Origin of the sequence: Falsiporphyromonas endometrii (assembly GCF_042654485.1) — a bacterium.
GTDB lineage: Bacteria > Bacteroidota > Bacteroidia > Bacteroidales > Porphyromonadaceae > Porphyromonas > Porphyromonas endometrii.
The window spans coordinates 1-13,090 of sequence record NZ_JBHSGO010000015.1; the positions used below are offsets into that span (position 1 = coordinate 1).

The 13,090-nt window shown below is 42.2% G+C and carries 12 protein-coding genes and 1 riboswitch; of the genes, 2 read left to right on the plus strand and 10 right to left on the minus strand.

The genetic code is table 11. The annotated features are described in order from the left end of the window. From ACFO3G_RS00975 to dnaN, 10 genes are all read right to left on the minus strand, one after another. Positions 1-2,041: NAD(P)(+) transhydrogenase (Re/Si-specific) subunit beta (locus ACFO3G_RS00975; protein ID WP_380077133.1), on the minus strand; the 2,041-nt coding region annotated here is incomplete at its 3' end. Further along, positions 2,038-2,352, minus strand: a complete 315-nt coding sequence (locus ACFO3G_RS00980) for an NAD(P) transhydrogenase subunit alpha part 2 (protein WP_380077154.1) — start codon at positions 2,350-2,352, stop codon at positions 2,038-2,040. The genes ACFO3G_RS00980 and ACFO3G_RS00975, both read right to left, overlap by 4 nt. Positions 2,353-2,537: 185 nt before the next feature. Then, a complete protein-coding gene (locus ACFO3G_RS00985) occupies positions 2,538-3,695 on the minus strand; it encodes an NAD(P) transhydrogenase subunit alpha (protein ID WP_380077135.1) in 1,158 nt (385 codons plus the stop codon). Between the two features lie 367 nt (positions 3,696-4,062). Further along, complete coding sequence (locus tag ACFO3G_RS00990; protein ID WP_380077136.1) at positions 4,063-4,443, minus strand: RidA family protein; 381 nt, start codon at positions 4,441-4,443, stop codon at positions 4,063-4,065. A 96-nt stretch (positions 4,444-4,539) separates the two neighbouring features. Beyond that, the gene (gene rlmB / locus ACFO3G_RS00995; protein WP_380077138.1) at positions 4,540-5,283 is read right to left on the minus strand and encodes a 23S rRNA (guanosine(2251)-2'-O)-methyltransferase RlmB; all 744 of its coding nucleotides are present in this window, start codon (positions 5,281-5,283) and stop codon (positions 4,540-4,542) included. Positions 5,284-5,292: 9 nt separating this feature from the next. Next, a complete protein-coding gene (gene recN, locus ACFO3G_RS01000) occupies positions 5,293-6,960 on the minus strand; it encodes a DNA repair protein RecN (RefSeq protein ID WP_380077140.1) in 1,668 nt (555 codons plus the stop codon). Beyond that, entirely contained in the window at positions 6,960-7,868 is a 909-nt protein-coding gene (porD, locus tag ACFO3G_RS01005; protein WP_380077142.1) for a type IX secretion system protein PorD, read from the minus strand. The genes recN and porD overlap by 1 nt, the downstream gene beginning before the upstream one ends. Before the next feature lie 95 nt (positions 7,869-7,963). Further along, a complete protein-coding gene (coaBC, locus tag ACFO3G_RS01010; RefSeq protein ID WP_380077144.1) occupies positions 7,964-9,202 on the minus strand; it encodes a bifunctional phosphopantothenoylcysteine decarboxylase/phosphopantothenate--cysteine ligase CoaBC in 1,239 nt (412 codons plus the stop codon). Positions 9,203-9,211: 9 nt separating this feature from the next. Continuing rightward, entirely contained in the window at positions 9,212-9,979 is a 768-nt protein-coding gene (locus tag ACFO3G_RS01015; RefSeq protein ID WP_380077146.1) for an exonuclease domain-containing protein, read from the minus strand. Next, positions 9,979-11,127 carry a DNA polymerase III subunit beta gene (dnaN, locus tag ACFO3G_RS01020; RefSeq protein ID WP_380077148.1) on the minus strand — a complete coding sequence of 383 codons (1,149 nt, stop codon included), beginning with the start codon at positions 11,125-11,127 and terminating at the stop codon, positions 9,979-9,981. The genes ACFO3G_RS01015 and dnaN overlap by 1 nt, the downstream gene beginning before the upstream one ends. A gap of 161 nt (positions 11,128-11,288) precedes the next feature. On the opposite strand from dnaN, the gene ACFO3G_RS01025 reads away from it, so the two are divergent. After that, complete coding sequence (locus tag ACFO3G_RS01025) at positions 11,289-11,558, plus strand: hypothetical protein (RefSeq protein WP_380077150.1); 270 nt, start codon at positions 11,289-11,291, stop codon at positions 11,556-11,558. A gap of 540 nt (positions 11,559-12,098) precedes the next feature. Further along, positions 12,099-12,223: riboswitch (FMN riboswitch) on the plus strand. 107 nt (positions 12,224-12,330) lie between these two features. Next, positions 12,331-12,969 carry a 3,4-dihydroxy-2-butanone-4-phosphate synthase gene (ribB, locus tag ACFO3G_RS01030; RefSeq protein ID WP_380077152.1) on the plus strand — a complete coding sequence of 213 codons (639 nt, stop codon included), beginning with the start codon at positions 12,331-12,333 and terminating at the stop codon, positions 12,967-12,969. The last annotated feature ends 121 nt before the right edge of the window (positions 12,970-13,090 follow it).

Consider the following 13,090-nt stretch of genomic DNA (forward strand, 5'->3'; position numbering starts at 1 on the left):
GTCCAGGCATACGACCTGCTACGGGGTGAATTGCAAAGCGGACTCTGGCGCCCTTGTCTTCCAACAAATCGGCAAGCTGCTTCACTTGATGCTGAGCCTGTGCCAATGCCATACCATAACCGGGCACTATGATCACATCTTTGGCATTAGATAGAACGGCTGCTGCGCCTTTCTCTTCGTCAGCCTTGCTTACATTGCCTTTGGTATGACAGGAGTTGATCCCGGCAATCAATTCTTGAAGGGTCTTCTTGGCATCTCCAAGTTCCAGGTAGACTCCCTTCTCTCTGGTGTAGAGCGGGTTTTCGACACCGGCATAACCGGGATTGAGGTCGAAGTTGCAGATAATAACCTCCGGGGCTTTGTCCACATNTGCTTCGGCCAATAGAACATTCATGTGTCCAGGCATACGGCCTGCTACGGGGTGAATTGCAAAGCGGACTCTGGCACCTTTGTCTTCCAACAAATCGGCAAGCTGCTTCACTTGATGCTGAGCCTGTGCCAATGCCATACCATAACCGGGCACAATAATCACATCTTTGGCATTAGATAGAACGGCTGCTGCACCCTTCTCTTCGTCAGCCTTGCTTACATTGCCTTTGGCATGACAGGAGTTGACTCCGGCAATCAATTCTTGAAGGGTCTTCTTGGCATCTCCAAGTTCCAGGTAAACACCCTTCTCTCTGGTGTAGAGCGGGTTTTCGACACCGGCATAACCGGGATTGAGGTCGAAGTTGCAGATAATAACCTCCGGGGCTTTGTCCACATTCAAGACCGGCATACCATAGATAGGAGTACCTTCCGCATCTCGTGCAGCAGGGTTGAGCACGTCATTTGCACCAATCACCACAACAGCATCCGTATCTTTGAAATCGTCATTGATGGCATCCATCTCAAACAATTTATCATAAGGAACATCTGCTTCGGCCAATAGAACATTCATGTGTCCAGGCATACGACCTGCTACGGGGTGAATCGCAAAGCGGACTCTGGCACCTTTGTCTTCCAACAAATCGGCAAACTGCTTCACTTGATGCTGAGCCTGAGCCAATGCCATGCCATAACCGGGCACAATAATCACATTCTTAGCCTCAGCCAAGACATCAACTGCAGTTTTCTTTGTATCAACTTGTGGAGCAACTTCCTTGTTAGTCTTTTTCTCCTGCTTGGGGGCAGCTTCCGTTACCTTCTTCTGCGGCTTCTTTTTACCACCAATCAAAATGGACATAAGGCTTCTATTCATAGCTCTACACATAATCTGTGTCAAAAGAAGCCCTGAAGCTCCCACAATACCACCTACAGCGACGAGGAAAATATCACCTATCGCCATACCTGCAATGGCTCCTGCAACTCCCGAAAGAGAGTTTAGAAGGGATATGGTAATAGGCATATCCGCACCACCGACACGAATAGAAAACAACAACCCAAATAGGGATGAGAATACCACACAACCAAAGACGGCAAACACTCTGACCGAATCATCTACAGCCACAGTACCTAATACAATAAAGCATATTGAGACAATCAGCGTAACCAAAGTCATCAATGAATGTGAAGGCCATACAACCGGCTTCTGATTTAAGATACGATGAAGTTTTCCTGCCGCAATCAAGCTACCCACCAAGGTAATCATACCGATAGCTATAGCAAGCATAGAGGTAAACAGTACAAATGGCAAAAAGCCCTTATCTGTGAGCATGCTCAGATCTTCGGACTTAAAACCTAATTTCATGGCCGTCAAGATACCCACCAATGCAGAGGCTCCACCTCCAAGACCATTGAAAAGAGCTACGACCTGTGGCATCTGTATCATCTGTACTCGCTTAGCCATCAATCCACCAATCAAAGCACCAACAATGATAGAAGGATAAATAGTCCAAGCTGAAACGACTCCACTAAAAAGCAAGGTGGCCACAACACCAATCAGCATTGCCAAAGCAGAAAGGAGATTACCTTGCACAGCTGTCTTAACCTTACTCATCATGGAGATACCCGCCATGACAAGGACCGCCAATACGGCACTGATAACAACTTGGTAAATCATTTCTTAGAACCTTTCTTTTTGTTAAACATTTGAAGCATTCTGTGGGTAACACCAAAACCTCCAAAAACATTAATAGCAGCCAAAACAATAGCTATACAGCCCAAAATCTCAGCAACAATTTTTCCAAAAGAGCAATCTCCGCTCAGAAGGATATAACCGGTGGCCGTAACTGCTCCAACAATAGTTACTCCCGAAAGGGCATTCATTCCGGACATCAATGGTGTGTGCAACAAGCTGGGCACATTCTTGATTAAGAAATAGCCTCCTATCGTACAAACCAAAAAGACCAGCAATAATATTAACGGATGTATCATATAAAGGATTATAATTTATAAGAGAGGCGGTCACCAAGTAATTAGCTTAGAGACCGCCTCACGTTATTATTGGATCAACTATCCAAATGATAGCCGATACTATTCTATATTACAATGTTCTCTTGATAAAAGTTACAAAGAATCACCTCTAAGGTCTCGATCCATTGTAACAATTCGTTCGATTAGAGACCCATTGCTTCACGAGCACCAACGTGTACCAATTCGCCATCGATACAAACAAGGCTCTTAGCAATAACTTCATCTTGGCGATCCAAAACAACCTTGCCATCCTTGACAAGATACTTAACCAAGTTGTACAAGTTGTTTGAGAACATCCAAGTAGAACTTGTTGGCAATAGTCCCGGGATATTCTTAACACCCATAAGTGTAACATGGTGTTTCTCTACAATATCGCCAGCCGGTGTCAAAGAGCAGTTACCTCCCTGGTCGATAGAGATGTCTACAATCACCGAACCACGCTTCATGCCCTTCACCGTCTCTTCATCAATAATGATAGGAGCAATCTTACCCGGGATAAGCGCAGAACAGAACACGATGTCCATCTCTTGGATTGTGCTACGAAGTGCCTCGCGCTCACGTTTGAGTACATCATCAGGAAGTTTGTTGGCATATCCACCTTCTGCAATGGCCAATTCTGCCGGTACAGTTGTATCAATCACCTTTGCACCCAAGCTACCGGCCTGCTCTGCTGCTGCCGGACGAATATCAGCTGCATAAGTAATTGCACCGAGACGCTTAGCTGTAGCCAAAGCCTGAAGACCTGCTACACCGACACCAATTACCATGACCTTAGCCGGTTGAATCTGACCTACAGCTGTAAACATTTGTGGCATGAAAGTAGTGAGCTTATTGGCAGCCATCAAAATACCCTTATATCCGGCACATGTACTCATAGATGTAAGAGCATCCAAGTTTTGAGCTCTTGAGATACGAGGTATACCATCCAATGTAATAGCTGTAACACCCTGCTTTGTCAAATCTTTGACCATTTGATGATTGACAGGTGAAGCGGGGTGAATAAATGTAATAAGGTACTGTCCCTTATGCATCATTTCAACTTCGTGCTTACCAAGCTTTTCATTGAATAGAGGTTCTTTAACCTTCAATATCATTTCAGCCTTGTCATAAATCTCCTGTGGACATTCGATCATCTTAGCTCCGGCCTTGATATAGTCTTCGTCATGGTAAAGAGCACCCTCTCCTGCAGACTTTTCTACAAGTACAGTAAAACCTTCTTTTACAAACTTCCCAACTGTTTCGGGAGTTGCAGCAACACGAGCTTCATCGTGCATAATTTCTTTTGGAATACCAATAATCATTGTTGTCAATTGTTTTATAAGTTATACGATTATATTGTCTATTCTTGGTAATAGTCCAACCTCTTGTTAGACCTCTACAAATATAAGAAAGAAAGTAGATACATGACAGCTTTCAACAAAATATTTCGCCACTTTGTAGCAATATATCAACCAAAAATCTCAAAACAGTGCTACAAAACACCCGACATACAAGTTTCAAACATTCATTTATTACAGAAAACAATTAACAAAATGACATTACAAGGAACCTCTTTAACCCTACCCCATCCCGACATTTGATCTTACTATATAATGGTAAGGATTTACACGTAACAAAAAAGGCCGTGCCTTTCGACACAGCCTCTAAATGCCATTTTAATAGCAATGATCAGTCTTTAATAGCAATGATTTCGATTTCTACCAGACCATTCTTTGGAAGAGTTTTTACTGCCACAGCAGATCTTGCCGGGAAAGCCCCTTCAAACTGCTTTGCATACACTTCGTTCATTGCGGCAAAGTCAGCCATATCACTAAGGAAGCATGTTGTTTTAACCACATTGCTCATATCCATTCCTGCCTCTGCAAGAATAGCCTTGATATTCTTAAATGACTGTTCTGTCTGTCCGGTCACACCACCTTCAGCAAATTCACCTGTCTTAGGATCGAGTCCAAGCTGACCTGAAGCATACAAAATATTATTAACAAGTACTGCCTGGCTATATGGGCCAATAGCTGCAGGTGCATTAGTTGTGCTAATTACCTTTTTCATAAGATTGATTGTTTTATTGATTAAATGTATAAGTATACTTTATTTTCTTGTTATGTTAGCGATTTCTTATATCAAACGAACTATGAAGTCATTGCCTCACGATTTCATTCCATTTTGTCTGACGGCCTCATAAATCAATATACCTGCTGCCACAGAAACATTAAGCGAGCCAATTTCTCCACATTGAGGTATCGTAACGATTTCGTCTGCCCTGCGAATACTCTCCTCGGAAGGACCTACATCCTCAGCTCCCATGACAATAGCCAAAGGAAGAGTCATATCGGTTTCGGTATAATTGGAATCTGTCTTCTCGCTTGCCGTCACGATACGAACGCCACTATTATTAAGAATATCCAAAGCCTCATTGATACTATTGACTCTACATACGGGGATTCTGTGCAAAGCTCCGGCAGAAGCCTTGATGGCATCACCACTGACACTTACCGATCCTCTGCCGGGAATGACTATTGCATCTACTCCGGCACACTCAGCAGTACGGGCAATGGCACCAAAATTCCTAACGTCTGTCACACCATCCAACACGACAATAAAGGGAAGCTGCCCCTCCTCAAAAGTCAAATTTACCACCTCTTCCAAAGGCATATACTCTATCTGTGAGAGATAGGCTACTATACCTTGGTGATTTTTTGAAGTCATTCGACTCAACTTTTCTTCCGGCACACTTAGCACCGGGATCATTCGATCTCTTGCCAATGCCTTTATACGAGAGATATCGTCACCTCTCATTGCTCGCCTAAGAAAGATCTTGTCTAATTCTTTTCCTGCCAGAAGAGCCTCTTCTATAGAGTGGATGCCATATATTAGCTTGTCTTTTGCCATCTTATTAAATTATAATTCTACACTGTTTTTTAGTAATTCTTCAGCTGCAGCAAGGCTGATATCGGTCAATTCGCTACCACTTTGCATACGAGCTATCTCTTCTATTCTCTCCTTTTGGCTGAGTTTTTTCATTGTTGTCCGGGTCTTATCTTCACCCAGCAGCTTATAAACAAAAAGCTGATCCTTGCCGGCTGCGGCAATCTGAGGCAAATGAGTAATCGCAACAACCTGCATTGTTCGAGCCATTCGTTGAAGCATCTTTGCCATCCTTCCGGCAATATCACCCGAGATACCGGTATCTATCTCATCAAAAATAATGGTAGGAAGATTCTTTTTGTCTGCCACGAGAGACTTAATACATAGCATCAATCTTGCTATCTCACCACCGGAAGCAATATCAGCAACCGCTTCCGGTGGCTGTTGCATATTGGCAGAAAAAAGGAATGTCACCTTATCTCGTCCATACATATTTGGCTCAACATCACTGATCGCCACCTTAAATACCACTTTTGGTATACCCAGCAGAGGCAACTCTGACTCTAATGTCTTACTCAAAAGAGCTCCCGCTTTTTGTCTTTGTGCTGTTAGCTTTTTTGCATAAGCATTTGTCTCAAACAGCTTGTCCTCTACTATTGATTTCAACTTGGCAATATGTTGATCTTTGTTGTTAATCGCATCAAGTCTTTGACCAAGTTGTTCCTTAATCTCAAAAAGTTCAGAAGTGGTTGTTACCTTATGCTTCATAAGAAGCTTATTGATTGTATTCAGACGCTCTTCCACATAGAGCAGGCGTTCGGGATCAACCTCCAATTGCTCCGACAAAGAGGAAATGCTTTCTGCCACATCTTTGATCTCTATCTGAGCTGACTCCAATCTCTCACAATAGGGTTTAAGATCCTCCATAAATGGTTCCAATCGTCTCAACACATCTATTGTATGAACAAGGGAGGTTACAATATTTTCGTCATTTTGGAGGAGCAAATCATTCGATTCCGAAAGTCCTTGAGCAATCTCAACTGCATGAGAAAGCATCTTAAGCTCCGACTCCAAATCCACCTCTTCACCCTCTTTGATCTCCGCTTGCTCCAACTCATCATACTGAAACTGCAGATAATCTGCCTCCTGCTCTCCCTCTTGTGCAACCTTCAAAGCCTTCTCATAAGCCTCCAAGGCTTTTCTATATTGCAAATATCTCTCTTGATACTCTTTTAGCAAAGAGGTATTGGCAGACAAAATATCCAAAGTGGACAACTGAAAATGAGCATCCCCAAGAAGTAAATTTTTGTGTTGAGAATGTATGTCTACCAATTTCTCTCCTATTTTCTTGAGCACTGTAAGAGACACCGGAGTATCATTGACAAAAGCCCGACTTTTTCCTTTGGCTGAAATCTCTCTCCTTAAGATACATTCATCCCGACTAAAATCCAGATCCTCCTCTTCAAACATTGCCTCCAAGACGGAGTCAAGATTGCTAAAAGTTGCTTCGACAACACATTTGTCCTTACCTATTGCTATTTCTGAAGTATCTGCTCGCTTACCAAGCACGAGCGACAACGCACCCAACAAGATGCTCTTACCCGCACCGGTTTCACCCGAAATAACAGTAAAGCCATCCGAGAAATTGATTTCCAAATTATCAATCAGTACGTATTGTGAGATATGCAATGAAGATAACATTACTTAGCACGCTTAAGTTTGTCGATTTTATCAGATTCGGTCGGGAATATCTTTATTAGTCTGCGACCAAGTTCCTGCTTTTCGGATTCAGATGTTTTGCTCATAATTTTGCCCATTTCATCCAACTTGGTTGTTGCAAAAATATTGTACAACACAGACATAGGCTTGGCTTTATGAGCCTCCTCCAATAGGCTGACAGACTCGACAATATTGTTTCTTCCTCTCGCAATATTGTCCACCATATCATCCAATCCCTTACGATGATAAAGATACCAAGCTTTTCTAACGGACTCCAGCTGTTTATCGTTGAGTGCTTCCGAAAGGGCATAGCGATTGAGATCACTCTTATATGCTTCCCATCCTTGCCAATCTTGCTTACTTTGCGCCGCAGCTACAATTTGTCTCATCTCCGAAGCGTAAGGAGATCCCCCCAGTTCGGAGAAGCTGTCAAAATCATAAGTCAATATGGCATATACATAAAATACAATGGAGGCAAGCAAATTGCTCTCCAAGTTTTGAGGATTCCATTCCAAACGCGCAAACTGATCGTATTCGAAGTTGACATCTCTATCTCTAAATATAAAAAGAGGAGTCATATAGGAGGAATTGAATACAGGCCTTGTCGCAGTAACATTCAATTCGGCAGTATACTTATTGGGCTCTTTTTTTGACAGAAGATTAATCGTAAAATTACAATCGATACGTTCAGCGGGGGCAAATGATGTATGTGTCCAACGCGTATTATTTAGAAGGTCAAAAAGTTGCTTCTGAAGTTCGTCAAACTGCTCCTTATCAACAGGTCCAAGAGATTGCGTATTGATTGTAACCTTTGCATTCAACTCTTGAGAGAAGGCATTCATCCCCGGGAGAAATAAGAAAACAAGACATAAAATGCGCAATAGCTTCATACCATTTGGTTTTAATTGCTGTTATTTATTGTTCCAATAAAGTTAAGAAACAGTTTGAAATACCTTCAATTGCATTGTGATTTAAATGCCGCGAACTATTTCAAAGTCTCTGCGATAAAGGAGACCAAGTCCTCAGCCACCTGTCTCTTAGACTTCAAAGGATACGGATGTTGCACCCCATTCTTCTCTATAATGGTCACCTTGTTGGTCGTACCACCAAAACCGGCTCCCTCATCTGCCAATGTATTAAGAACAATGGCATCTAAATTTTTGGAGACAATTTTTCGTTTAGCCTCTTCTACAGCATTCTTAGCTGTTTCCAAAGCAAAGCCGACAACAAATTGACCGGCACTTTTCTTTTGACCAAGAGTTGCGGCAATATCGGGGTTTGCCACCAGCTCGATGGACATCTCCGTAGTCTTTTCTCTTTTTATCTTTTCAGAAGAGACCAACTTGGGTCTATAATCAGCCACGGCAGCAGACATAATGGCAATATCGGCTGATTCAAAATATTTCTCAGCTTCATCCAGCATTTCTAAAGCAGACTTCACCGAATGAACGATGACATTGCTGCACTGAGGCTTCAAGTGTGACGGACCAAGAACAAGATCCACCTGAGCTCCGGCACGAGAGAGCGCATCGGCTATCTCAATCCCCATAAGACCGGTTGAGTGATTGCCAATAAATCGGACTGGATCAATCTCCTCATAAGTTGGACCGGCCGTGATAACGACCCTTTTGCCTCTTAAAACCTCACAAACAGATGTATTTTGCTCTTTCGATAGGAAGTAATTGGACAATTCGTCCAAGATAACCTCCGGCTCTTGCATTCGACCCTTTCCGATCAAATGGCTGGCCAACTCTCCATCAGCCGCCTCGATAATCTTATTGCCATAGCTTTGAAGCAACTTAAGATTGGATTGAGTCGAAGGGTGTTTATACATATCCAAATCCATTGCCGGAGCCACAAATACCGGTGCCTTGCAAGAGAGATAAGTCGTAATAAGCATATTGTCAGCTATACCATGTGCCATCTTACCGATGGTAGAAGCTGTTGCAGGAGCAACAACCATAGCATCCGCCCATAATCCCAAATCAACATGACTATTCCAAGAGCCATCCCTTCGATCAAAAAACTCACTTATGACAGGTTTGGAAGTAATGGTAGACAAAGTCAAAGGGGTAACAAATTCCTTTCCACTCGGAGTAATCACAACCTGAACTTCTGCTCCACATTTGATAAACTGTCGGGCCAGCAATATACTCTTATATGCAGCTATACCACCCGATATACCTAAGATAATGTGCTTGCCTTTGAGAATACTTTTGCTCATCACACAAATTTATTGACGCATAGAAACTAAAATCCTGGCAAAGCAGTTCTTTGTGTCTTGAGGAAAATCAGAACCTTGTATCCAACCATAATAACCGGGATCGGACTGCAATACCTCACGCGCTTTGCGACCTCTATATTTACCAAAGTTGATGATCTCTTCACCATTCTCATCATATACCAGACGACCGGCAAAATCGACATTCTTATTGAATGAAGAAAACTCACTCAAAAAAGAAATATCATTCTCAAGCTCTTTCGGATAACGATCCAATTGAGCCATCAAAACCTCATATGTGGCACGAGTATCAGCCTCGGCAGAATGAGCATTCTTAAGGTCCTTATCGCAATAAAATTTATACGCAGCCTCAAGTGTTCGCTTCTCCAATTTATGGAAAATGGTCTGCACATCGATAAAATGCTTCTTGGAGAAATTGACATCTATGCCGGCACGCAAAAACTCCTCCACCAACATTGGTACATCAAAGCGATTGCTGTTAAACCCAGCTACATCGCTTCCTTCAAAAAGATCAGCCAAACTTTTGGCAACCTGCTTGAAGGTCGGACAATCCTTAACATCTTCGTCTGTTATGCCATGTACGGCTGTAGATTCTTCCGGTATATGCATTTCAGGATTTATACGCCTTGTTTTGGCAATCTCCTCTCCATTCGGCATCACCTTAATAATGGAGATTTCCACAATTCGATCATTTACAATATTGACTCCGGTTGTTTCCAGATCGAAGAATATGATTGGATTCTTAAGATTTAATTTCATTAGATTATTTTCATTGGAAGGATCAAAGTACATTGATCAATATATTCGGGATAATCGCAAGGTTCGATAACACAAGCTCTGGTTTGGTCTGTAAGATAAAGTTTAATTTCTGATGAAGTAATAGCTGTTAAGGCTGACTGGAATGCCTTAGATTCAAATCCCGTCTTAAGATTGATATCAGCCGGACAATCTGCTTTGACATGTTCTTGAGCTGCAACAGAAAAGTCAAGGTCATTGGCACTGAGCAAAATACCATCCGGACCAAAATCAAACTTCAACATATTGGTACTCTCACTTGCAAAAACAGAGATACGACGAGCTGCAGACAAAAGAAGTTGACGATCCACAGTCACCATAAAAGGTCCACTGGTCGGTATGACACTGTTGTAGTTGGGGAATTTGCCCTCTACCAGCAAAGCAGTCAGTACAAATGAAGGAAGTTCGACCCTTATCACCTTGCTGCTAAAACTCATCTTGACCATCAAATCATCATCTTCATGAGCCAAAAGTGAACGGCTCAACATTGTTGCCACCTTCTTAGGCATACTAAACCCGGCATTGCAGTCGGCATGAACATTGGTATTTTGATGACGAACAAGCATTCTGGCATCCGAACCGACAAAGACAACCTTATCCGTAAACAAATCACAGTATATTCCGGTCATGATAGGTCTTCTGTCATCATTGCTCGTAGCATACAAAGTTGCATTAATGGCCATCATAAGATCCGAAGCCTTGATCATAATTGTCTGAGGCTCCTGACCCAAAGAAAATGCTTCCGGATAAGCGTCTGCAGGACTGGCCAAGAAGGTGTACTTACCACTCTGATAATCTATCTGAGACTCATACTCTTTGGCACCCTCAACATAATTCACAGTAAATGTGATAGGCTGCTCGGGCATCTCCTTGATAGGATCGAGCAAGACCCTCTGCAAAACAGCAAAACGACCATCTTCACCACTCAAGTTGTTAATCTCGATGGTAGCCTCCAATCTCATACCGGGATCAGCACCCGTGATGGTAAGGTAATTACCTTTAACCTCAAACAATACACACTCAAGGATTGGGATATTACTTTTGGGTACAATCACCTTAGAAACAGTCTGAATCAACTGCTGAATTGTACTACTTGAAACTTCAAATCTCATATATCTATTTTATTATTTACTTTTCCTCTACAAATATACAAAAATGAAGCTAAATAAGCCGAGCCATACTTCAAAAGAGAATGCAAAAACAAAGCGTCCAAAAGCTCTTTGCATAAGTTGCTGCTTTTTTGTACCTTATCGAGCATAAAAGAATAAAAACCATGGAGATAATCATATTACTCACTATACTTTTGGCATTCGTGCTACTTGGGGGATCACTCCTCCAAGGTGGTAAGAGACATCTCTTTGGTAGTAAGTTGATGACTACCCCACCAACTGCAAAAAACAATCTACTCAAAAGTCTCTTTGGGTGGGCTGTGAAGCTCGAAGAAAAATGCCTTCATTTGTTAAATACTGTTGCCACACTTAATAATCAAAAAAGAGCTCAGACTATCTTTATTTATAGCAAAATTCATACATTTTTAGGTTAGGGACCTCTAACCATATTACCGACTTAGCCCGTTTTATTAGTACGAAACGGGCTTTTTTATGCGCTATTTTAACAAATAAGCTCGCGCGAGAAGCAATCTATTCTCGCGCGACTTTCGATCCGTTGTCGCGCGACCTTGACATGCAAAGTCGCGCTACTTCAGGTGCAACCTCGCGCGAGTCTACCCTCAAGGTAGCGCGAGAATGGATTGCAAGTCGCGCGACCTTACAAAAAAGGCGGCCTAAAGTCCATTTTTAAGCCGCCAATTTGTCTATAAAAAGTAGCATATACATATATTAACATTCAGATAGGACGGTTTCGTCCTATTACCTTTGGATTTTGTGGAGAATGAGCCTCTTTTTGATGTCAGAAAGGGCTGTTTTAGGTCCCTAAACAAGTGAAATAAATTTACATTATTTATACAAAACACACTATATACATCCATTTTTATTTGAGAGAACATAGCTATTTGCGTTTATATCAAATGGTGTCTTTCCCTTTTTTATTTTTGCAACAGTCTTAAATAGTTTGTATTTTTGCACAGATTCTTCGAGGAAGGGTGCAATTCCCTATCGGCGGTATAGTCCGCAACTCTCTTAATTATTGGAGATTGATATGGTGCAAATCCATAACCGACGGTAATAGTCCGGATGGAAGTAGAATCAACCGCACAACAACCCCATTTCGATCGGGGTCTCTCTGTAGTTGTGCTGTCGTTTCCCCCTTTCCATTACTTCGATGATAAGAGTTTAACATTTTAACTGACTCAAGTAATGAATTTATTAGAACAGTTTGGTCAGACCTTTTCTGACCGAGTAGAGGCAGCGTGCACCTGCCTTCGTGAAGGACGCGGTATCTTACTGGTCGATGATGAAAACCGAGAAAATGAAGGTGATATCATCTACCCCACAATCAATCTTACTCCTAAGAATATGGCATTGATGATCCGTGAATGCAGCGGTATTGTTTGCCTATGCCTAAAGGGTTCCAAGTGCGACGAACTTGGCCTACGCCCAATGGTTGAAGAAAATACATGCAAAAATCACACCGCTTTTACCATCTCAATAGAGGCAAAAGAGGGTGTTACGACCGGTGTATCAGCTAAAGATAGAGTTACAACGATCAAGACAGCTTCAGCCAAAGATGCCAAGGCTGAAGACCTGGTACATCCCGGTCATGTATTTCCTCTAAGAGCCAGTGATGGTGGTGTATTCGAAAGACGCGGACATACAGAAGGGAGTATAGATATTGTTTCTATTGCCGGCTTAGGAGATTCAGCTGTTTTATGCGAACTAACCAATGAAGATGGTACCATGGCCAGATTGCCTCAAATCGTTGAATTTGGAAAGACTCACAATATGTCTGTTTTGACAATTGAGGATATTTGTCAGTATCGCAAACTACACAGGTAGTATCCCAAAAAGTGTGTAAAGGAGGTTTATCTTTGAGTCAAAATTAATCATTTCATTTCATTGTTTTGTTCATCCGTCAGGCGGACATGAAAAACACCGGGGGGATTGGCGTCCGCCCGGG

What these genes read in the sequence shown, in the direction of transcription:
- coaBC (WP_380077144.1), bottom strand. Translation starts at nt 9,202, where the DNA reads ATGAGCAAAAGTATTCTCAAAGGCAAGCACATTATCTTAGGTATATCG.
- recN (WP_380077140.1), bottom strand. Translation starts at nt 6,960, where the DNA reads ATGTTATCTTCATTGCATATCTCACAATACGTACTGATTGATAATTTG.
- ACFO3G_RS01015 (WP_380077146.1), bottom strand. Translation starts at nt 9,979, where the DNA reads ATGAAATTAAATCTTAAGAATCCAATCATATTCTTCGATCTGGAAACA.
- dnaN (WP_380077148.1), bottom strand. Translation starts at nt 11,127, where the DNA reads ATGAGATTTGAAGTTTCAAGTAGTACAATTCAGCAGTTGATTCAGACT.
- ribB (WP_380077152.1), top strand. Translation starts at nt 12,331, where the DNA reads ATGAATTTATTAGAACAGTTTGGTCAGACCTTTTCTGACCGAGTAGAG.
- ACFO3G_RS00990 (WP_380077136.1), bottom strand. Translation starts at nt 4,443, where the DNA reads ATGAAAAAGGTAATTAGCACAACTAATGCACCTGCAGCTATTGGCCCA.
- ACFO3G_RS01025 (WP_380077150.1), top strand. Translation starts at nt 11,289, where the DNA reads ATGGAGATAATCATATTACTCACTATACTTTTGGCATTCGTGCTACTT.
- porD (WP_380077142.1), bottom strand. Translation starts at nt 7,868, where the DNA reads ATGAAGCTATTGCGCATTTTATGTCTTGTTTTCTTATTTCTCCCGGGG.
- ACFO3G_RS00985 (WP_380077135.1), bottom strand. Translation starts at nt 3,695, where the DNA reads ATGATTATTGGTATTCCAAAAGAAATTATGCACGATGAAGCTCGTGTT.
- rlmB (WP_380077138.1), bottom strand. Translation starts at nt 5,283, where the DNA reads ATGGCAAAAGACAAGCTAATATATGGCATCCACTCTATAGAAGAGGCT.